Consider the following 21,549-nt stretch of genomic DNA (forward strand, 5'->3'; position numbering starts at 1 on the left):
GCTGTCAGAAGCTGCCAAGCTTGAAATGATGCGCCACCAACTGCTTGAAGGCTTTGACGATTTTAAGGGAATCCCGCAATCCGTCATGTTGCAGTTTGGTCAGCTGCGCCGCCTGCACGTAATTATCGCTGCCATGGGCATCCAGCCGGTTCTGCTGCACCCGTGCCGCCAGCCGCATTTCCATCAGAAACTGCAGCGCCTCGGTCAGATCTGCGGCAAAGGCGGCATCAAACAGCCCGGCCCCGGTCAGGCCCTCGATCCGCTCAAACGTGTTGCAGGTGTGCAGGTGCTTTTCCAACGCCAGAGCCCGCACGCCATGCACCACCGGGAAAATCCCACCCTTTTTGATATCAATCGTGCCCCGGCGCTCCCCACGTTCCAGCACCAGCTGATGGAAAAAGCCGATGGGGGTATCAAAGCTCAGGGCCGGACGGGCAAAGTTGGCAAGGAATCCGGCATTATCCGTAAGCCGGTCAAACAGATAGCTTCTCAGGCGGTGCAACAGCAGAGGGTCACCGGCCACCGCCTCGCCATCCAGAAAAGCTGCCAGATTCAGGAACGACCGTTCTGACGGCGTCATGATCCAGTGAAAGAGCTCATCCCGGAACTGGCTTTCAGTCCGGCACCATTCCGGGTTAGAGACCATCATGTTGCCCGGGCAGCGGGGATAGCCGAACGTCAGCATCGCTTCGGTAAACTGCTCACACAGGCTGCGCAGACTGCCGGGATCAACCTCATCGCTGAGAATCAGTGCATTGTCCTGATCGGTCTTGGCGATCTGCTCGCCCCGCCCTTCCGAGCCCATCACCATCAGGCAGGATGCCTGCTGCAGTTCCGGCGTTGCCAGAAACCCGTACAGCCGCCGCTGCATCTTCCGCGACAGATCCGACACCATCTCGGCAATATACCGGATCTTCACCCCGGAGCCATGCAGCCCGGTCAGCAGCGGATCCAGCGCCTGCGCGGCCTGTGCCAGCTCCGGCAGGGTTCCAGCACGGTCGATCTGTACGGCCACCAGATGCGAATGGCTGGACATGTACGACAGCAGATCCAGCAGCTCCAGCACCCCGATCACATGGCCGTCGCGGATCACCGGCAGACGGCGGATGCTGTGCCGGGTCATCAGCACCTGCGCATTGAACAGAAAATCATCGGCATCAATCATGATGGTGCCGAAAGTGGCACAATCCCCGACCGGGGTGGACAGCGGCTTTTCGTGGATCAGGGCCGCTTCCCGCAAATCAGACCCTGACAGCACGCCGATCCGGCCATCATCATGCTCCACCAGCAGGCTGGTTGCCCGGTGGTGTTTCATCAGTTTTGCTGCATCCCGCAGCGGAGTTGTCGCCGGAACGGTGATCGGCGGATGCAGATAAGCTTCGTGAACCCGCGCCACCATGAAAGCGGCCATCCCGCGCGCACTTTCCACATTGGCACGCTCGGCCAGCCGTTCACTGACCGAATGGGTGAAAAACCGCTCAAACCGCCCATTGCTGCGGCAGAGATCAAGGATCAGCTGACGCGGCAGCAGATGGACCAATGTTTCTTCCTGCGCCTCGCAGTCCGCCGCCTCGGCCCCATGGATCAGGGCCATGGCCCCAAAACTGTCCCCGGCCCCGTAAACGGTGATCACCTCGTCACCGGCCCGCTCAATCACCAGCCCCTTCATCACCACAAACAGAAAATCGACCGGCTGCCCGGCCTGAATGACTTTCTCCTGCGGGCGGTAATAGGCGATGTCGGCCACTGCGGCGACCTTGGCCCGTTCCGGCGTGGTCAGGCGGTCGAACGGCGGTATGGAAAAATCAAAGGCGTCTCCGGCCATGGTGCGCTTCCCCCTTAAAAGAGGCCGTCAGCGTCTTCTGCGCCGTCCGGCCCGGATAATCATCTCAGGTTAAAAAAAATCCCCCGGCGGCCATGATCGGCAGACGGGGGATCTTGGATGGTCCGAGGATGGAGCAGGACCCCTGCCCCATCCCTTGGATCAGGGACCGGTCAGTGCTCGGAAGCACCTTCGGCACCAATACCAGTCTGCGACCGGACATACTGCGGACCGTAGGCTTCCTGCTCCTTCGCGGCATCCGGAGAGCTGTCCATCTTGGAGAACAGCCAGCAGCAGAAGAACGCGAGCGGCATGGAGAAGATCGCCGGGTTGGAGTACGGGAAGATCGCAGCCGGGTGACCGAGGACGCTCTTCCAGATCGGCGGGCCGAGGACCACCAGAACCGAGGCAGTGATCAGACCGATGAAGCCACCGAGGAAGGCGCCACGGGTGGTCAGACCCTTCCAGAACATCGACATGAACAGCACCGGGAAGTTGGCGGACGCGGCAATCGCGAAGGCCAGACCGACCATGAAGGCAATGTTCTGATTTTCGAAGGCAATCCCGAGAACGATGGCGATCACGCCAAGGAACAGGGTGGTGATCTTCGAGACACGGATTTCTTCAACTTCGTTGGCATGGCCCTGACGGAACACCGAGGCGTAGAGGTCATGGGACACTGCCGAAGCGCCGGAGAGGGTCAGGCCGGACACCACTGCCAGAATGGTGGCGAAGGCAACCGCGGAGATGAAGCCGAGGAACAGGTCACCGCCGACAGCCTTGGACAGGTGGATCGCCGCCATGTTGGTGCCGCCAAGGATGCCCTTGCCGTCAGCCGCCATGAATTCCGGCACGTTCAGCACCAGCACGATGGCACCGAAACCGATGATGAAGGTCAGGATGTAGAAGTAACCGATGAAACCGGTGGCATAGAAAACCGACTTACGGGCTTCCTTGGCATCGGACACGGTGAAGAAGCGCATCAGGATGTGCGGCAGACCGGCGGTCCCGAACATCAGGGCCATACCGAGGGAGATGGCGTCGATCGGATCAGACACCAGACCACCCGGGGCCATCAGCTTGATACCTTTCGGCGACACTTCGGTGGCCTTGGCGAACAGGGCTTCCATCGAGAAGCCGAACTTCACCATCACCATGAAGGCCATGAACGAGGCACCGGACAGCAGCAGGACAGCTTTGATGATCTGCACCCAGGTGGTGGCCAGCATACCGCCGAACATCACATAGGCGACCATCAGCACGCCGACCAGAACCACCGCAAGGGTGTAGTCCAGACCGAACAGCAGCTGGATCAGCTTGCCCGCGCCCACCATCTGGGCAATCAGGTACAGGATGACCACAACCAGGGTGCCGGAGGCAGCCATGGAGCGGATCGGGGTCTGACGGAAGCGGAAGGACGCCACGTCAGCGAAGGTGAACTTGCCGAGGTTACGCAGGCGTTCCGCAATCAGGAACAGGATGATCGGCCAGCCGACAAGGAAGCCGATGGAGTAGATCAGGCCGTCGAACCCGGCAGAGAACACCAGACCGGCAATCCCCAGGAACGACGCGGCGGACATGTAGTCACCGGCAATCGCCAGACCGTTCTGGAACCCGGTGATGCCACCGCCGGCGGCGTAGAAGTCTTTGGCGGACTTGGTGCGGCGGGCTGCCCAGTAGGTGATGCCCAGCGTGGCCAGCACGAAGGCCACGAACATGATGATGGCCGTCCAGTTGGTGGCCTGCTTCTGCACCGCCCCGTCAACGGAACCCGCGGCAAGCGCGGCGGTGGAGAAGCCGCTGACGGCAAGGCCGGTCAGGGCCGCGGAAAAACGCGACATCCGCATTATTTGCTCTCCTCGACAATCTGGCGGTTCAGTTCATCGAATTCGCTGTTGGCCCGGCGGACATAGACGCCGGTGATCAGGAACGCGAAGATGATGACGCCAAGGCCGACGGGGATACCGACGGAGGTCACACCAGTGGATGACAGCGGCTTGGCCAGCAGGACCGGATCAAAGGCGATCACGGCGATGAAGGCATAGTAGACCACCAGCATAGCGATGGAGAGCGTCCAGCCGAAGCTGGCGCGCTTGCTGCAGAGCTCGTGGAATTTGGGGTTTGCGATAACCCGCTCGTAACTGCTTTTACTCACTTGCACCCTCCCATTTCGTCTTTTAGGTCCGGCCTTTGGCAGCAGACCCGTTCCGGGGCGACGTTGATCTTTTTCTTGTTGGACTTGTTAACTATGCAGCAGCCGCATGGCTGCCATGTCTTCGAAACAGTACGCCTCCTGTGTAAAAAGACCAGCACTTTTTCGAGATACGGCAATGGCCTATCCGGCCTGTAACCCGCATTTACGCAGCAATCCCGGAGAAATTCAGTCAGGAGACCACATTGACAATCATGATTTACGGATCCGGAAAATAATCTGTAAATCTGTAAATATCCTCATCCCCCACCCTCAATACCGATAGGAAACGAGTCGCTGCACCGCACCATAAAGCTGTAAGAATCATCCGGTTCGCCCGCACTGCGCAGGTTGTTGTGACCGCCGCAGATCCGCATCCGCATCCTGACCGTAAGGCAACACAGCTTTCCCCTTGCCCCGGAACACACCCGATGACCTGCCTGCGCCTGATCCTTGGCGACCAGCTGACCGTCCGCCATCCGTGGTTTCGGCAGACGGACCCTGATGTGCTGTATGTCCTGATGGAGATGCGCAGCGAAACCGGATACGTACGGCATCACGCCCAGAAAGTTCTGGCGATCTTCGCTGCCATGCGCCGCTTCGCCGACGCCCTGCGGCAGGCCGGACACCGCGTGCATACGGTCTCTCTGCTCGACCCTGACAACGGCGGCAGTTTCGCTGCGACCCTGCCCGCCCTGTTCCGGCGCTTTCAGGTCACCCGTTTCGAACGGATTGAAGCTGACGAATACCGGCTGGAACAGCATTTCAGTGAAGAGGTTGACCCGCTGTGTCAGCGTCTGGGGATCACCTCCGCCACCGTCAGCGCCCACCATTTTCTGGTCAGCCGGGAAGAAGCGGTGGAGACATTCACCCATAAAATACCCCGCCTTGAAACCTTTTATCGTGGTCTGCGCCGCCGGACCGGCATTCTGATGACGTCAGAGAATGAACCGGAAGGCGGGCGGTGGAATTATGACCCTGAAAACCGCGACCGCTGGCCGGGCTATCCGCCCGCACCGCCATGGCCCCGGTTTTCCGCCGATCTCTCCCCCCTGTGGGACGAGATACAGGCGGCCGGAGTCGAGACGTTCGGCTCTGCCGCTGCCGGAGATTTTCCGTGGCCACTCGGCCGACGGCAGGCACTGGAGATGCTGGACGCCTTCATCCGTCATGGCCTGCCCCATTTCGGACAGTTTCAGGATGCTCTCAGTCTGGAAAGCCCGACCCTGTTCCACTCCGGCCTGAGCTTTGCCCTGAATGTCAAAATGCTGCATCCGTCGGAAGTGATCGAGGCCGCCCTGACCGCGTGGCGGGCCGGAGCCGCCCCGCTGACCGCCACTGAAGGGTTTATCCGTCAGATCCTCGGCTGGCGGGAATATGTGCGGGCGGTCTACTGGGCCCGGATGCCCGGCTATGCCCGGCTGAATGCCCTGCATGCCGACCGCCCCCTGCCGGTGTGGTTCTGGACCGGTGAAACCCGGATGCGTTGCCAGCGGCAGGCCATCAGCCAGTCTCTGCGCACCGCCTACGCCCATCACATCCAGCGGCTGATGGTCACCGGATCTTACACCCTGCTGAACGGCTGCGCCCCTGATGTGGTCGATGCCTGGTATCTGGGAATCTACATTGATGCCTTTGAATGGGTGCAGCTGCCAAACACCCGGGGCATGAGCCAGTTTGCTGATGGCGGACTGGTCGGCAGCAAGCCCTATTGCGGCTCAGCCGCCTATATCCAGCGGCAGGGGGATTACTGCCGGGGCTGCACCTATGACCCGAAAAAGCGGCATGGTGACGGCGCCTGTCCGCTGAACAGCCTGTACTGGGATTTTCACGCCCGCCATGCCGAGACTCTGTCGCGGAATCCCCGGCTGGCGATGACCTACCGGACACTGGACCGGATGACGGCAGAAGAACGCACCGCGACCCGCCAGTGGGCCGCACGGATGCAGGATCAGGCCGACACCCTGTGACCCCCGTCAGTCTTCGGCAATCGCGATCCGGTACATCTCCTCGCGGTGGGCATCCAGCAGCGCGAAGAGATCCGCATCCAGCTCGCCATTCTCCCGCATCCCGGTCATGATTGTCATGATCTCAGCCGGTTGCAGACGGTTTCGGTAGGGCCGGTTCTGGGACAGGGCCTGAAAAATGTCACACAGGGTCAGAAGGCGGGTTTCCTGATCCAGATCATTGCCCCCCAGACCGTAAGGATACCCCTGTCCGTTGATTTTCTCATGGTGATGCGACACCCAGCGGGCCAACGGAGTATCGGGGAACAGATCAATCAGAATCAGCTTGCTGTCCATCGGGTGGCGGCGCATGCAGTCGCGCTCAACCACAGACAGCGGCCCGCCTTTTTCCAGAATCTCATCGGGGGTCCGCAGCTTACCGATATCATGCAGCAGACCGGCCAGCCGCAGCAGATCCCGCCGCCGCCCGCCGTATCCAAGCAGGCCGCCCATCGCCTCGACCAGATCGGCAACCCGCAGGCTGTGCTGCCGGGTGAACGGGCTTTTGGCATCAACAATCTGCGACAGAAACGCCCCGAGCGACAGAACATCGCCGAAACTGACGTCAACCGTCTGGCTGTGAGCATCGAGAATTTCGAAGATCGCCCGGTCGAGGAAATCATCCTGCAGTTCAAGCCAGAAGCTGTCACGGTGGATCGCCTGCCGCACTCCGGCCAGCAACACCGGATCAAACAGAAGCCCCGCATGCACCGCCAGACTGTCAAACAGCGTAAAACGTGCCTGCAACAGATCGACCGGCGGGTGACTGGTCAAAAACACCGCCGTCTGCACATCCAGCCGGTCACACAGAAACACCAGATTGGCCATCATCCGCGTCTCTGCCCCGACCGTCGGCGACAGATTGGCCCAGCGGGTATGATGCCAGCGCACCGCCGGGGCATAACAGGCAAACGGATCAAAGCCTGACAGGGCGGCATGCCCTTTCAGGCAATGCTCCTCTGCGCCCGACCATTCCATCGAGGCGGTCAGCTTACGGTGCATGTCCGTCGATGAGACACCGCAATCATGCAACATGCCGGTAATCAGCGCTTCGGTCTGACGGGCCGGTGACCAGCCGAGTTCTGCCGCCACCCGCCCGCACATCAGGCCGACCCGGCGGCCATGACTGCGGTCATCAACGCCGACATAATCCAGCGCCCGGGCAACCGTATGGGCCACCTGCCCCAGATCCAGCCGCAGGCCGGTCCAGCGCTGGGGCTGCCAGTCAGCCGGGTCGGCACCCCGCAACAGCGCCGCAGGAAGATCTACAGAGGGGACAACCATAATAACCCCCGGACGGACAGTCGCTTACGTCTTTACCCATGATGCGCCTGATCCCATGCGGAAACCAATGGTGCAAAAGCATCACGGCCATTCCCGGTCTCCCGGAAATGGCCGTGCACGAAAAACTCTTCAGGAAGACGGTCAGATCAGATAGCGGTCAGACACCAGCGTCAGCAGCCTGTCAAGAGACTGATCCGGGCTTTCCGCCCCGGTGTCGACGGTCAGGTCCGGGGTTTCCGGTGCCTCATAGGGGGCCGACACCCCGGTGAACGCCGGGATCTCTCCGGCCCGGGCCCGGGCATACAGGCCCTTCACGTCACGGCCTTCGCAGACATCCAGAGAGGCGCTGACATACACCTCGGCAAAGCCTTCCCCGATGATCTGGCGGGCCATATCGCGGTCCGCCGCCAGCGGCGAAATCAGGCTGACAATCACGATATGACCGGACTCAGCCAGCAGTCTGGCCGCTTCGGCAGACCGGCGGATGTTTTCCCGCCGCCCTTCCGGGGTAAAGTCCAGATCCTTGCTCAGGCCGGTGCGCAGGGCGTCACCGTCCAGCACCGTCACCTGCTTGCCCGCCTCAAACAGGCGGCGCTGCAGGGTCATCGCCAGCGTTGACTTGCCAGAGCCCGACAGGCCGGTCAGCCACAGCACTCCGGCCTTATGACCGTTGACCACTTCCCGTTCCCGGCGGGTGACGGAATGGGTCGGGGCCACCAGCACGCTGGCCTTTTCCGGGGCCTCTTTCTCCACTTCGTCAGCGCCCTGAATGAGGACACCGCCGACCTGACGGTAATCCTGCACCAGCACCCCACGGCGGGTAGAGCGCAGACCGGCTTCGGTATCAAAGGCCACCGGCGAGCGGCTTTCGAGGATCACATCCCCGATGCCGCCGACCTCCACCACATCGGCCAGCAGGTCTTCCGACACGGTGTGGACGTCGATCACCGACAGCACCCGGGCGACGGTGACGTGGTATTCACCGGTCGCCACTTTCAGCTTCAGGCGGACCCCGACTTTCAGCGGTTCGCGGCCCAGCCAGAACACCCGCACCCGCAGGCGGCGGGCTTCCGCCGGAGTGGTGCCGTCCAGCGCCGCCACCTGACCGCGCTCGACGAAGATATCCTGATCAAGGGTGATGGCAATCGGTTCCCCGGCTTCGGCCTGACGCGGCACGATGCGGGGGGTACCGGGGCCGGCCCAGGTCTCGAAGGAGGCAACACGGGCACGGCGGCCACCGGGGGTAAACACCAGCTCGTCACCGAGGTTGACGGTCCCGGCTTCCACCCGGCCCACCACCACGCGGCGTTCGTCAAACTTGAACACGTCCTGCACCGGCAGGCGCAGCGGCAGATCTCTGGCTGAGGCCGGGGCCTTAAAGGCATCCAGCGCCTCGACCACGGTCGGCCCCTTGTACCACGGGGTGGCGGCACTGCGCCCGGCGAGGTTATCGCCCTTCTGCGCGGACACCGGCACCACGGCGGCAGCCGTCAGGCCGATGCTGGCGAGGTAGGCTTCCAGCTCGGCCTTGACCAGATCGTAGCGGGCCTGATCATAGTCGACGAGGTCCATCTTGTTCATCGCCACCGCGATCTGCGATACCCCGAGCAGGTTGAGCAGATAGGCATGGCGGCGGGTCTGTTCTGACACGCCACGGGCAACATCGACCACCAGCACCGCAGCCCGGGCGCTGGCCGCGCCGGTCACCATGTTCTTCAGGAATTCCTTGTGGCCCGGGGCGTCGATGATGACGTAGGACCGCCTGGGGGTCTTGAACCAGATGCGGGTAGTGTCAACGGTGATGCCCTGATCGCGCTCGACCTGCAGGGCATCCATGACGAAAGACCATTCGAAGGCAACACCACGGCGGACGGAAGACGCCCGCAGCTCTTCAACCTTGCCATTCGGCAGGCTGTCGGTGTCGTTCAGCAGACGGCCGATCAGGGTGGATTTGCCATGGTCGACGTGGCCGACGATGACGATGGGGAAGTCCTGCCCGCGTGACGACGGGGCGCGGACCGGAGTGGTCGCGGAAGCTGCCATGATGCTGATATCCCGTGTTCGCGTGTCTTACATATACCCGGCGGCGCGCAGGCGCTCGAAGCTGTCTTCGGAGTCATGGTCCATGGCGCGCCCGGCGCGCTCCGGCTCTTTGGTCGCCATCAGTTCGGCGATAATCTCCGGAATGGTGGTCGCATGGCTGTCGATCGGGAAGGTGATGCCCTCTTCCCCCAGAGACCGGAACCGCTTGCCGTCGCGGGCAAAGTACAGCGGCACCACCGGGATGTTTTCCCGCTCGATGTACTGCCAGATGTCCACTTCGGTCCAGTGCAGCAGCGGATGAACGCGCAGGTGTGCCCCCTGCGGATGGTCGAGGTTGTACTGATCCCAGAACTCGGCAGGTTGATCGCGGAAGTCCCACACCCCGTCGTCGGCACGGGGGCTGAACACCCGCTCTTTAGCACGGGTGGCCTGCTCGTCACGACGGATCCCGGCGATAATGCCGGTGAAGCCGTAGCGGCTGAGGGTCTGCTTCAGACCCAGCGACTTGCGGGAAGCAAAGCGGCTGGCGGGCGGCAGATCCGGGTCGGCATCCTCGATCGGCGGGCAGTCGTCCGCAATCATGTCGAGGTTCCATTCCTTGTGGTACCGCTCCCGGAAGGCATAGGTCTCCGGAAATTCAGCGCCGGTATCCAGATGGATCACCGGGAACGGGATCCGGCCCAGAAAGGCCTTCTGCGCCAGACGGATCATGACGTTGGAGTCTTTCCCCAGCGACCACAGCATGCCGAGCTTATCAATCTTGGCGTAAGCTTCGCGGAAGATGTAGATGCTTTCGGCTTCAAGGGCATCGAGATGGTTCATGACTTGATCCTCAGTCCTGCACCGTCACCGGGGAGCGCGTCTGGCTCGGGGTCGGGGTGACACTGCTCAAAACGGTATGAATTCCACATTCGGTCTTGCCGGTTCCGGCCCAGCGGCCGGACCGGATGTCGCCCCCGGCGGCGACGCGGCTGGTACAGGTGTAACAGCCGACGGACGGGTAACCGTCCTCTTCCAGCGGGTGTCGCGGCAGGCTGTGGGCATCGAAGTAAGCTGCCACATCCTCCGCCGTCCAGCGGGCCAGCGGGGTAAACTTGATCCGGTCACCGTCTGCCTCAGCCACCGGCAGGGCGGCGCGCCCTGACCCGTGATGCCCCTTGCGCCCGTTGATCCAGCCGGTGTACCCGGCAAGACCGGCGGCCAGCGGCTCAACCTTCCGCAGGAAGCAGCAGCGGTCATAATCGCGGCTGAACAGCATGCCGTCAGCGTCTTCCGCCGCCAGCGGCGCCGCCTCCGGCTTCAGGGTCCGCACGTTGGTCAGGCCAAGCGCGGCGACCAGCGTGTCGCGGTAGCGCAGGGTTTCGCCAAACAGTTTGCCGGTGTTCAGAAACAGCACCGGCAGGGCCGGGTCAATCTGTGCCGCCATGTGCAGCAGCACCGCGCTTTCGGTCCCGAAGGAGGACACCAGTGCCAGCCCCTGACCGTGATCGGCATAAGCGCGGGCGATGATCTCCTGCGGGGTCGCCCCGGCCAGATCCGCCGTCATCCCCTCAAGACCGGTCAGGACCTGCGCGGCGGCACTCATGCCTGCCCCCCTGCCGCCAGACGGCGGCGCAGGGCCGACACCGGCGGACGGGGATCATGGGCAACCTGATAGACCAGAGAATAGCGGCTGAGAGCAGCCTGAATGGTTTCCACCGTCACCGCTGCCCCGCTGACCGGAGCTTTGACATCCAGCGCATCAAAACCGGTCCGCACCATCTGGATCAGCTGATCGAGCAGCACATCCCCAATGGCCCGCAGCTCGCCGCGATAACCGAAGCGGTCGCGCAGCAGACGGGCGGTGCTGTAGGCCCGGCCATCGCTGAACGCGGGAAAGTCCAGCGCCACCACAGTCAGACGGTCGAGATCACCGCTGATGCTGTCGGCGGTTTCCCCCGCAGCAAGCCAGACACCGACGGCATCGGCGCGCGCCAGCAGGCTGTCTTTCTCGGCCTGCCAGCGAGCCAGCGGAACCAGAACAGCCCCGGTGGCAGGCACGGCATCCTCACCCCCCAGACGGGTCCAGACGGTCTCAACCGGCTCAATCCCGGCGGCGGTCAGCTTAACGAGCGGCATTGATCGCCTCCTTGAACGGGGTCAGGCCGATCCGGCGGTAAGTGTCGATGAACGGTTCGCCGGTCTGGCGCTGCGCCAGATAAACGCCGATCACGGTTTCAATCGCATCCACCACGCCTTCAGCGGTAAACCCCGGCCCGGCGATGTCACCGATTGCAGCGGTCTGGGTGGCATCCCCGCCCAGCACCAGCTGGTAGGATTCCTCACCGCGCTTATCAACGCCCAGAATACCGATGTTGCCGACGTGGTGATGGCCGCAGGCGTTGATGCAGCCCGAGATGTTCAGGGTGACTTCGCCGATGTCATGCTGACGGGCAATGTCGGAGAACCGTTCAGAAATCATCTGTGCCAGCGGGATCGAGCGGGCATTGGCCAGCGCGCAGTAATCCAGCCCCGGGCAGGCGATGATATCAGAAATCAGCCCTTTGTTGGCGGTTGCCAGTCCTTCCGCCACCAGCGCCTGCCACAGGGCATAAAGCTGGTCCTGACGGACGAACGGCAGAACGATGTTCTGTTCCTTGCTGACCCGCAGCGCCCCCAGACTGTAACGGTCGGCGAAATCGGCCAGCGCGTCCATCTGGTCAGCGGTGGCATCACCGGGGATCCCGCCGACCGGCTTCAGCGACACGGTGACGGCGGCATACCCCGGCACCCGGTGCGCCATGACGTTGGCCGACACCCAGCCGTTGAAGGCCGCGCTGCGGGAGCGTGCGGCCGCCAGCTCCGGCGGGTTATCGGCCAGCGCCTGCCAGTCCGGGTCGGCAAAGTAGGCGCCGATACGCTCCACTTCTTCCGCCGGAACTTCAACCACGCTGCCACGGATCCGGTCCCATTCGGCATCGACTTCCGCCCGGAACCCTTCCAGGGTCAGGGCATCGACAAGGATCTTGATCCGCGCCTTATACTTGTTATCCCGGCGGCCATGCAGGTTGTAGACACGCAGGATCGCTTCGAGGTAGCTGAGGATTTCTGACTTAGCGACAAAACCGTTCAGCACCCGGCCAACCCGCGGGGTACGGCCCATGCCGCCGCCGACGATGATCTGGAAGCCGACATCACCGGATTCCGCCCGCACCAGCCGGATGCCGATGTCATGGAAGAACGTCGCCGCCCGGTCCTGCGCCCCGCCGCTGATGGCAATCTTGAACTTACGCGGCAGATAGGTGAATTCCGGGTGGAAGGTTGACCACTGGCGCAGCACTTCCGCCCACGGGCGCGGATCCTCGATCTCATCCGCCGCAACACCGGCAAAGGCATCGGTGGTGACATTGCGGATGCAGTTGCCGCTGGTCTGGATGGCGTGCATCTCGACCTCGGCCAGCTCCCGCAGGATCGCCGGAATATCGGACAGTTTCGGCCAGTTAAACTGAATGTTCTGACGGGTGGTGAAGTGGCCGTATCCCCGGTCATAGACACGGGCGATATGGGCCAGCCGCCGCATCTTCCCCGACGTCAGCTCGCCATACGGCACGGCAACCCGGAGCATATAGGCGTGCAACTGCAGATACACGCCGTTCATCAGGCGCAGCGGACGGAACTGTTCTTCCGACAGATCCCCGGACAGGCGGCGGGCAACCTGATCGCTGAACTCGGCGACACGCTCCCGCACCACCTGATGGTCGAATTCGTCGTAGCGGTACATGCTCAGGCTCCTGCGGCGCGGCGGGGAGAAATCACGGCGGCGGGGCCATACGCCACGGTCGGGCCGGTGGCGCGGATCCGTTCCCGCAGGCGGGACGGCGCAGAGCCCTGCTCTTCAAGATCAACCGCATAGACCCCGACAACCACGGTCCCTTCCCGTGATGCGGCAGCGACTTCAATCTCGGCTTCTTCAACGCTGTAGACGCGGGCATCTTCAGCCCGTTCAGTCCACGTTCCGGCGGCGGTACGGAACACCACCAGCCCGTCAGTCAGGCGGTTGGCAGAAACAATCTGGCGGCTCATCGGGATCTCTCTCTGGTCTCCGCCTTGTTTTGCGGCGGTCTTTTTTTAGCGTTTCTGTTTTACGGGCTTCCCTGAAGGCAACCCTTTAGACTGCGGCGGCGAACAGCGGCGGGAAAGCCAGATCCAGCCAGCTGTGGGGACGGCGGGATGCCGGGGTGCAGGCCGCAGCCGCACCAAGCGTGCCAACCGGAATACCGACAGCGTGCAGGGCGTCAGCCTCGCACGCCACCCCGGCGGCATCAGCCTGCGACGCCAGCCGCACCACTGCCAGACCTTCCCGCGCCAGAGCCGCGACCAGCCCCGGAATATCATCCCACGGGGCCACCTGCAGCACGACAGCGTCATCAGCCAGACGGGCCAGAGGGCCCAGCGCCGGATCATCAAACACCACGGCGCCCGCCCCTTCCAGCAGCCGCGCGGCCTTCACGGTCAGCATGTCGGGATCGGACGACGCTGCGGTGATGATCTGAACCGGGCCAAGGGAGTGAGACATGGCAGCCTCCATTCTGTCTTTGCGGCGGGGTCATCCCCGTCCATAGACAGATATGTACTGTTAATATTTCCCACCGTCAACGATTGCTGCGATTTTTTTGTGTAATTTATTTTTTAATATACATTTTTTAAATGCTAAATTTGCAGTGCCTTGTTTTATAAACAAAAAAGAAAACCCTCTCCCCACCCACGGGCAGGAGAGGGTTTCCATAAAATCAGCATTCCCCGTAAAGTACGGTGTACTTTATCCGCCACACTGTCTCCGGGAGTCGTCTCAGACAGCCTGACGGCGGATCAGGCGGCGCAGGAAGTCCTCGCAGGCAGTCACCTGCGAAATCTCAATGAATTCATTGGGCTGATGCGCCTGATCGATCGACCCTGGGCCGCACATCACAGTCGACAGACCGGCCTGAATGAACTGCCCTGCCTCTGCCCCATAGGGAACGAATCCGGCGGTGTTGTGCCCGCTCAGGCTATAGGCCAGCAGCGCCGCCGGGCTATCAGCCTCGGTGAACATCGACGGCGTATCCGACAGCACTTCCGTCACAATGCCGGTGTGCGGGGCAATTGCCTGCATCGCCGGCGTCAGCGTGGCACAGTACTCTTCAAACCGGGTCAGATACCGCCGCCAGTCATCGCCCGGCACCGGACGGATATCCCACAGGAAGCTGCACTCGCGCGAAATAATGTTCAGGGCCGTACCGCCGTTGATCACACCACAGTGCAGGGTGGTATAGGGCGGAGTGAACGGATTTTCCGGATCCGCCACCGCGCTGTTCTCCGCCATCATGTCGGCAATGAAGGTGATCAGACGCGCCCCGGTCATCACCGCCGAGACGCCACGGTGAACCTGACTGGAATGGGCCTCATGCCCGGTGATGGTGGTGCGCAGGGCGACCACGCCCTTGTGCCCCAGAATCGGCTTCATATCCGTCGGCTCGCCAACGATCACCGCCTCCGGCCTCGGCAGATCGGCGACAATGCGTTCAATCATCGACGGGGCACCAAGGCAGCCGACTTCCTCGTCATAGCTCAGGGCCAGATGGATCGGCCGCTTCAGGCCCGCCGCCAGCATCTCCGGGACCAGTGCCAGCGCCACGGCAGAAAAGGCCTTCATGTCGCAGGTGCCGCGCCCGTACAGCCGACCGTCTTTTTCCACCACGGTGAAGGGGTCGGTATCCCACGGCTGCCCATCGACCGGCACCACATCGGTATGCCCGGACAGGACAACCCCGCCTTCCACCATTGGCCCGATGGTGGCGTACAGATTGGCCTTGGTCTGATCCGCGTTATAGACCAGATGGCTTTCAATCCCGAAACCGGCCAGATAGGCCTTTACGTCCTTGATCAGCGGCAGATTGCTGGACCGGGACACCGTATCGAACCCGATCAGGCGGGCAATCATATCGCGGGAAGACTGATCCACTGGTCAGCTCCTGTAAACGGGGATGGGGAGTATCGGCGGACAGGCGCCTTTCTCCCGTGTAACACCCTGTTTCGCAGGCGACAACCGCAATAGTCCGGCCCCCGGCTACCAGCCGGAAATGTATAGACCATAGACGGATCATATTATCTGTCCGAATAATGCAGCGGCCCTAACAGGGTATACGCTTGCCACATACAGCCCACCCGCAGGACCGGGTATAGTGCCGGTCACCCTGCTGCCCCCTCCGTCATCCGGGCCGGGCAGCCACTCCCCCTTGTTACCCGAAAGGCACGACCGCAGGCATGCGTTTCCGCCAGATTGAAGCCTTCCGCGCCGCCATGCTGACCGGATCGGTCACCGGCGCGGCCTCGCTGCTGCAGATCACCCAGCCCTCCGCCAGCCGTCTGCTGGCGGATCTGGAAGACAGCCTTGAATTCAAGCTGTTCCACCGGACCGGCGGCCGCCTGTCACCGACACAGGAAGGGCTGCAGTTTTATACCGCCGTCGATCACGCCTTCGTCGGCCTGCAAAAGCTGGAAGCCGCCGCTGACCGCATCCGCGAAACGCGTGGCGAAACCCTGACCATCTGCGCCCTGCCGGTTCTGGCGGCGTCTCTGGTTCCGGCGGCAATCCGGCTGTTTCAGTGTAATCATCCGGATGTCAACGTCACCATCGACATCCTGCACCCCCCCAGCACGCAGGAAGTGGTGCAGTCCGGTCAGGCCGATCTGGCGCTGTCGCAGGAAATGAGCAACGCCCCCGGTGTTGAGCAGATCCCGCTGGCCGAGGTGTCGTTTGTCGCCGCCCTGCCTGCCGGGCACCCGCTGACGGCCAAGGACCAGATTGATCTCGCCGATTTCCACGATCAGGATTTCATCAGCATCCTGCCGCTGGGGCCGTTAAGCTGGAACCGGACCGACGAGCTGTTCCGCGAACACGGGATCCGTCCGCGCCGCCGGGTCAGCACCACCCACTCGATGGTGGCCTATGCCATGGTGGCACAGGGCACCGGGATCGGCCTGTTTGAGCCCTTCGCCGCCCAGACCTATGTACCGCACGGGGTGGTGTTGCGGCCGGTATCGACCGAAGTCCGCTACCGCTATTCGGTGTTGTTGCCAACCCGCCAGCGGTCCCCTCACCTGACCGCCGCCTTCACCGACTGCCTCCGGCAGGCCCTGCGTGAATCGCCGCCTGCCCTGAACACCGCCACCTGCGTCACGGACTGAGAACCGGTTTATTCCGGCATCCGCAGACAAAAACGCCGGGGCACCAAAGCCCCGGCGTTTCTGCCTGGATACACCATGATATCACACCGGACCGGCATCCTCGGCCTTCACCGGCAGGCGCGGCGGGGTAATCGACAGACGGCGTTCCAGCCGCTTCAACAGCCACGTCACCCCGTAAACGATGATCAGGTACAGAATGCCCGCAGCCAGAAACACTTCCACCGGCTTATAGGTCCGGGCGACAATCCGCCGCGCTACCCCGGTCAGATCCAGCAGCGTGATGGTTGAGGCCAGCGCCGACCCCTTGATCATGAAAATGATCTCGTTGCCATAGGCAGGCAGGGCAATCCGGAAGGCCCGGGGCAGGATAATCCGCCGGAAGGCCTGCACGCGGGTCATCCCGATCGCCTTGGCCGCCTCAATCTCGCCGAACGGCACCGCCATAATTGCCCCGCGCAGGATCTCAGCGGAATAGGCGGCGGTGTTCAGGGTGAAGGCAATCAGCGCACACCAGTAGGCTTCGCGCAAAATCGGCCACAGCAACGGGCTGTTGCGTACCACCTCAAACGACCCCAGACCGTAGTAGATCAAAAAGATCTGTACCAGCAGCGGGGTCCCCCGGAAGAAAAACACGTAGGAAAACGGCAGTGCCTGTACCAGCGGGCTCCGGCTGGTGCGCAGCACCGCAACCGGGACCGCGATGAAAAAGCCAAGACAGACCGCCGCCGCCACCAGCTTCAGGATCAGCCCGACACCGGCCAGCAACTGCGGCAGGCTGTCGATAATCAGCTCAAAACTGAAATCCATGATCCGCCCCTTCCCTTACGCCGCGCGCCGGATGCCGCGACTGGCCCGACGTTCCAGAAGATGCAGGATCACCGTGGTGACCGCCGTCAGGATCAGATACAGCACGGCAGCCGCTGCATACATGGTAAAGGAATCCTTGGTGACGCTGCGGGCGATATCGGCCTTGCGCATCAGATCATCCACCCCGATCACCGACACCAGCGCCGTATCCTTCAGCAGACTGAGGAACAGGTTGCCAAGCCCCGGCAGGGCCAGACGCCACACCTGCGGCAGCACAATGCGCCGCATGATGGTCAGCCCCGACAGGCCGACCGCCTTCCCGGCCTCTATCTGTCCCGGCGGCACCGACTGAAACGCCCCACGGAACACCTCGGTGGCATAGGCCCCGAAGGTGGTCGCCAGCGCCAGAGACCCGGCGGTAAAGGCGTTCAGCTCCGCATCCTCGGAAAACTGCGCCAAAATCAGCGATCCGCCAAAAAAGGCGATCAGTACCACCAGAAATTCCGGCAGCCCGCGGAAGATGGTGGTGTAAACCTCCGCCACCCCGCGCACGGCCCGGTTTCCATAAACCTTGGCGATCCCGCCGCCGAGGCCGAGAATCAATCCGACCCCCAGCGCCACCAGTGCAACCTGCACGGTGATCGCCAATCCGGCCAGCAACTGCGGTCCAAATCCTTGCAGCACGCCCAACCTGCCTGACATGTATCAGTTATAAGGAAAAGCCCCAATAGAAACGGGGGCGGCCCCGGCAGGAGCCGCCCCCGTCCGGTCGCAGCTTAATAAATGTCGAACGGGAAATACTTGGCATTGATCTTGGCATAAGTGCCATTGGCACGGATCACCTTGATCGCCGCATTCAGCTTTTCACGCAGGGCATCGTTCTTGCGCACGGCGATGCCGATCTTGTCGTCGTCATAAACGACCTTGCCCTTGTATTCAAAAGCCTTGCCAGCGTCGCTCTGCAGCCAGTCATAAGTGACGTAGACATCGTTCAGCACAACATCGGTCCGGCCGGCGGCCAGATCAAGGAAAGCTTCTTCCTGCGTGCCATACAGCTTGGTCTCAATGCCCGGCATGTTCTTTTCCATCCACTCGGCGGAGATGGTGGCACGCTGGGCCCCGACGGCCTTACCCTTCAGACCGTCGGCGGTCAGGGTGTAGTCCACGCCCTTCTTGGCGACGAACTGCAGCTTGTTGGAATAGTACGGGTCGGTGAAATCGACCGCCTTCTTACGCTCGTCGGTGATCGACATCGACGACACGATAGCATCGTACTTCTTCGCCAGCAGGCCGGGGATGATACCGTCCCAGTCCTGAGTAACGACCTGGCATTCCACCTTCATTTCGGCGCACAGGGCATTGGCGATATCAACGTCAAAGCCGATCGCCTTGCCTTCCTTGCTCATGGCGCTGAACGGAGGGAAAGCGCCCTCGGTGGCAATCTTGATCTTCTGGGCGGCCTGAGCGGCGGTGGCGCCGGTCATCAGGGCGGCAACGGCGGCAACCGCCAGCAGGGACTTTTTGAAAGTGGCCACGGAAACCTCTCCTTGTTTGATGGTCCGGCTCAATCGGCCGGTCTTGGCCGGTCTGGCGGCAGCGGCACTGCCTGCGGCACCCTCCGCCAGACCCGGATCACAGGGACCACCGGGGGAGGCAGGTGCCGGTACCGGCCCCCTGCCCCTTCCGGCAGGCCGGTCAGTGCAGGTGGCTGGACAGAAACTGTCGCAGGCGCGGCGAGTCAGGGTCAACCAGCACCTTACCGGGCGGCCCCTGTTCCTCAACCCGTCCCTGATGCAGGAACACCACCTTGTTCGAAACCTCGCGGGCGAACCCCATTTCATGCGTGACGATCAGCATGGTCCGGCCTTCCTCGGCCAGACCGCGCATCACCCCCAGCACCTCGGCCACCAGCTCGGGGTCAAGGGCGGAGGTCGGCTCGTCAAACAAAATCACCTGCGGGTCCATCGCCAACGCCCGGGCGATGGCCGCCCGCTGCTGCTGCCCGCCGGACAGATGTGACGGATAGGCATGACGCTTGCTGTCGATACCGACTTTAGCCAGCAGGGCCTCAGCCTTTTCGACCGCCTCTTTTTTGGACAGGCCACGCACCTGCACCGGCCCTTCAATGACGTTCTCAAGAATCGTCATGTGCGGCCACAGGTTGAAGTTCTGAAATACGAAACCAAGACGCTGACGCAGCTTGACCAGCTGGCGGTCACTGGCCTGCAGGCTGCCGCGCTTCTGGCGCACCTCAATTTCTTCACCGCCGACGCGGATCCGTCCGGCATCCGGGGTCTCAAGGAAGTTGATACAGCGCAGAAAGGTGCTTTTACCGGACCCTGACGACCCGATGATGGAGATGACATCACCGTCATACGCGGTCAGAGAGATGCCTTTCAGCACTTCCAGACCATGAAACTTCTTATGAATATCCTCGACGTCCAGTGCCGGGGTTGCGGCCCCTGCTCCGGTGTCCCTGTTCGTATTTCTGGTCACCTGGACCTCATTGAAAACTGCGGCTGCAGACAGACGCCGACGAACAGCCAGTGCCATGGCCGGTCCGGATCAGGCGCCGTTGAACGGGCTCCGGTCAGTGCGCCCCGAGAAGACTGGGGGCATTCCGAAGGCATCAGTTTCAAGGGGCAGGTGAAGAGGTGTCAAGAAAGAAAGTTGCCCTGCAGGCAACGCTATTGCGTGGCATGGCCGAAGTCTCCCGGTAATCCACTGTTGATCAGCGGATGCGCATATAGATGTGAAGCCTGTTTTCTTGCGGCCCGTCTTGTTTTTCAGCCGCATTCTTTATGACAGAAAGCCTGCCAGACACTTCCGCCAAGCGTAACCGGACGATCTGCCCAAACAGCGTTTTTCATCCGGCAGATCGCCGGACCTTTTCGGCAAAGTGTCATACCGCACAAGAAAATACTGCACAGACCCGGTCAAATCTGCTGAAGATGGCCAGACCGGAAGCCACAGGCCCGATCCCCGGCCCGACCCAGCAACACAGGACTCCCCATGCTCAACTTTGCCTCAGACAATGTCACCGGCTGCTGCCCGGAAGTGGCGCAGGCCCTGCTGGATGCCAGCACCGGCACAGCACCGTCCTATGGCAATGACGAATGGACCGAGACCGCACAGGCCGAACTGCGGGAGCTGTTTGAAAAACCGGATCTGGTGGCTTTTCCGGTGCTGACCGGCACCGCCGCCAACTGCCTGGCACTGGCCACCCTGTGCCCGCCCTGGGGCACCATCCTGTGCCACACCGAGTCCCACGTAAACAGTGACGAAGCCACCGCCCCCGGCCTGCTGACCGGCGGGGCCAAGCTGGTGCCCGTGACCGGCACCGATGCCAAACTGACGGTTGAGGCGGTGCGGGAGGCCGCGGAAACAGCAGGGTCACGGGGCGTCCACCGTGCCCCGGCCAAGGCCCTGACCCTGACGCAGGCCACCGAACTGGGCACCCTGTATTATCCGGAAGAGATCGAGGACCTGTGCAGCGTTGCCCGCGAACACGGCATGGCCGTGCATATGGACGGGGCCCGCTTTGCCAACGCGGTGATGGCGCTGGGGGTTTCCCCCGCTGACATGACATGGCGGCTGGGGGTCGATGCCCTGTCTTTCGGGGCAACCAAAAACGGGGCGTGGGCTGCGGAAGCGGTGATCTTCTTCAACCCGGACCATGCGGAGGCTTTCCAGTATCACCGTAAACGGGCGGGCCACCTGCTGAGTAAAAGCCGGTTCCTTGGCATTCAGCTGTCGGCGTATCTGCAGGATGGCGTCTGGCTGCGCAATGCCGCCCATGCCAATGCCATGGCCACAATGCTGTCGGATGGGCTGACAGAAGTCCCGGGGGTAGAGCTGCTGCTGCCCACCGCCATCAACGAAGTGTTTGTCCGCCTGCCGGATCCGGTGCGGGCTGCCCTGACCGCCGCCGGGGTGATCGTCGCCCCGTGGCCGGACCTCGGGCCGGGGGCGGTCCGTCTCGTCACCGCCTTCGACACCCGGGCGGACGACGTGGCGACGGTGATTGCCACCGCCGCCACCGCCTGATGCGAACAAAAGCGCCCCCCGCCCCCCGTGCGTGCGTGGGGGGGGGCCTGCCCGGATCATCGAATTCCCGACGATTATTCTGACGGGCTGGGCTGGTCGCCGCGCCATAACAGCACACAGGGCGAAACCATACCGGCAGAACA

The 21,549-nt window shown here is 62.5% G+C and carries 20 protein-coding genes; 3 read left to right on the top strand and 17 right to left on the bottom strand.

What is annotated here, in order from left to right:
- Positions 1-4 precede the first annotated feature (4 nt).
- The 3 genes from G365_RS0109075 to G365_RS0109085 all read right to left on the bottom strand — a co-directional run bounded on the left by G365_RS0109075 (position 5) and on the right by G365_RS0109085 (position 3,977).
- Entirely contained in the window at positions 5-1,825 is a 1,821-nt protein-coding gene (locus G365_RS0109075) for a putative nucleotidyltransferase substrate binding domain-containing protein (protein ID WP_019645206.1), read from the bottom strand.
- Between the two features lie 170 nt (positions 1,826-1,995).
- Positions 1,996-3,669 carry a cation acetate symporter gene (locus tag G365_RS0109080; protein WP_019645207.1) on the bottom strand — a complete coding sequence of 558 codons (1,674 nt, stop codon included), beginning with the start codon at positions 3,667-3,669 and terminating at the stop codon, positions 1,996-1,998.
- Positions 3,669-3,977 (bottom strand): DUF485 domain-containing protein, encoded by a 309-nt coding sequence (locus G365_RS0109085; protein ID WP_026345215.1) that lies wholly within the window; start codon positions 3,975-3,977, stop codon positions 3,669-3,671. Before G365_RS0109085 ends, G365_RS0109080 begins: the two co-directional genes overlap by 1 nt.
- 467 nt (positions 3,978-4,444) lie before the next feature.
- Here G365_RS0109085 and G365_RS0109095 point away from each other — a divergent pair, with 467 nt between their 5' ends.
- Positions 4,445-5,983: a cryptochrome/photolyase family protein gene (locus G365_RS0109095; protein ID WP_019645210.1), complete on the top strand. Its 1,539-nt coding sequence runs from the start codon at positions 4,445-4,447 to the stop codon at positions 5,981-5,983.
- Positions 5,984-5,989: 6 nt separating this feature from the next.
- Here the strand turns inward: G365_RS0109095 and G365_RS20905 are convergent, their stop codons facing one another.
- From G365_RS20905 to argE, 10 genes are all read right to left on the bottom strand, one after another.
- A complete protein-coding gene (locus tag G365_RS20905; RefSeq protein ID WP_019645211.1) occupies positions 5,990-7,303 on the bottom strand; it encodes an HD-GYP domain-containing protein in 1,314 nt (437 codons plus the stop codon).
- Between the two features lie 141 nt (positions 7,304-7,444).
- Positions 7,445-9,346, bottom strand: coding sequence for an adenylyl-sulfate kinase (gene cysC, locus G365_RS0109105; RefSeq protein ID WP_019645212.1), 1,902 nt, complete (start codon positions 9,344-9,346; stop codon positions 7,445-7,447).
- A 27-nt stretch (positions 9,347-9,373) separates the two neighbouring features.
- Positions 9,374-10,168 carry a sulfate adenylyltransferase subunit CysD gene (gene cysD, locus G365_RS0109110; protein WP_019645213.1) on the bottom strand — a complete coding sequence of 265 codons (795 nt, stop codon included), beginning with the start codon at positions 10,166-10,168 and terminating at the stop codon, positions 9,374-9,376.
- A 10-nt stretch (positions 10,169-10,178) separates the two neighbouring features.
- Complete coding sequence (locus tag G365_RS0109115; protein WP_019645214.1) at positions 10,179-10,931, bottom strand: phosphoadenylyl-sulfate reductase; 753 nt, start codon at positions 10,929-10,931, stop codon at positions 10,179-10,181.
- The gene (locus G365_RS0109120) at positions 10,928-11,464 is read right to left on the bottom strand and encodes a DUF934 domain-containing protein (RefSeq protein WP_019645215.1); all 537 of its coding nucleotides are present in this window, start codon (positions 11,462-11,464) and stop codon (positions 10,928-10,930) included. Before G365_RS0109120 ends, G365_RS0109115 begins: the two co-directional genes overlap by 4 nt.
- Positions 11,451-13,106, bottom strand: coding sequence for a nitrite/sulfite reductase (locus tag G365_RS0109125; RefSeq protein ID WP_019645216.1), 1,656 nt, complete (start codon positions 13,104-13,106; stop codon positions 11,451-11,453). Before G365_RS0109125 ends, G365_RS0109120 begins: the two co-directional genes overlap by 14 nt.
- Before the next feature lie 2 nt (positions 13,107-13,108).
- A complete protein-coding gene (locus G365_RS0109130) occupies positions 13,109-13,408 on the bottom strand; it encodes a DUF2849 domain-containing protein (protein ID WP_019645217.1) in 300 nt (99 codons plus the stop codon).
- Positions 13,409-13,493: 85 nt separating this feature from the next.
- Positions 13,494-13,901, bottom strand: a complete 408-nt coding sequence (locus G365_RS0109135) for an SAM-dependent methyltransferase (protein ID WP_019645218.1) — start codon at positions 13,899-13,901, stop codon at positions 13,494-13,496.
- 60 nt (positions 13,902-13,961) lie between these two features.
- Entirely contained in the window at positions 13,962-14,111 is a 150-nt protein-coding gene (locus G365_RS23790; RefSeq protein ID WP_155976204.1) for a hypothetical protein, read from the bottom strand.
- 63 nt (positions 14,112-14,174) lie between these two features.
- Entirely contained in the window at positions 14,175-15,326 is a 1,152-nt protein-coding gene (gene argE, locus G365_RS0109140) for an acetylornithine deacetylase (RefSeq protein WP_019645219.1), read from the bottom strand.
- Between the two features lie 302 nt (positions 15,327-15,628).
- Here argE and G365_RS20910 point away from each other — a divergent pair, with 302 nt between their 5' ends.
- On the top strand, positions 15,629-16,552 hold the full coding sequence (locus G365_RS20910; RefSeq protein WP_019645220.1) for a LysR substrate-binding domain-containing protein: 924 nt from the start codon (positions 15,629-15,631) through the stop codon (positions 16,550-16,552).
- Between the two features lie 81 nt (positions 16,553-16,633).
- Here G365_RS20910 and G365_RS0109150 read toward each other — a convergent pair whose 3' ends face one another.
- The 4 genes from G365_RS0109150 to G365_RS0109165 all read right to left on the bottom strand — a co-directional run bounded on the left by G365_RS0109150 (position 16,634) and on the right by G365_RS0109165 (position 19,912).
- Positions 16,634-17,359 carry an ABC transporter permease gene (locus G365_RS0109150; protein WP_019645221.1) on the bottom strand — a complete coding sequence of 242 codons (726 nt, stop codon included), beginning with the start codon at positions 17,357-17,359 and terminating at the stop codon, positions 16,634-16,636.
- Positions 17,360-17,374: 15 nt separating this feature from the next.
- Entirely contained in the window at positions 17,375-18,019 is a 645-nt protein-coding gene (locus G365_RS0109155; RefSeq protein ID WP_245554728.1) for an ABC transporter permease, read from the bottom strand.
- Positions 18,020-18,135: 116 nt separating this feature from the next.
- Positions 18,136-18,894, bottom strand: a complete 759-nt coding sequence (locus G365_RS0109160; protein ID WP_019645223.1) for an ABC transporter substrate-binding protein — start codon at positions 18,892-18,894, stop codon at positions 18,136-18,138.
- Between the two features lie 160 nt (positions 18,895-19,054).
- Positions 19,055-19,912: an ABC transporter ATP-binding protein gene (locus G365_RS0109165; RefSeq protein ID WP_019645224.1), complete on the bottom strand. Its 858-nt coding sequence runs from the start codon at positions 19,910-19,912 to the stop codon at positions 19,055-19,057.
- 459 nt (positions 19,913-20,371) lie between these two features.
- On the opposite strand from G365_RS0109165, the gene G365_RS0109170 reads away from it, so the two are divergent.
- Positions 20,372-21,406: a threonine aldolase family protein gene (locus G365_RS0109170; RefSeq protein ID WP_019645225.1), complete on the top strand. Its 1,035-nt coding sequence runs from the start codon at positions 20,372-20,374 to the stop codon at positions 21,404-21,406.
- The last annotated feature ends 143 nt before the right edge of the window (positions 21,407-21,549 follow it).

Origin of the sequence: Novispirillum itersonii subsp. itersonii ATCC 12639, from assembly GCF_000381985.1 — a bacterium.
GTDB lineage: Bacteria > Pseudomonadota > Alphaproteobacteria > Rhodospirillales > Rhodospirillaceae > Novispirillum > Novispirillum itersonii.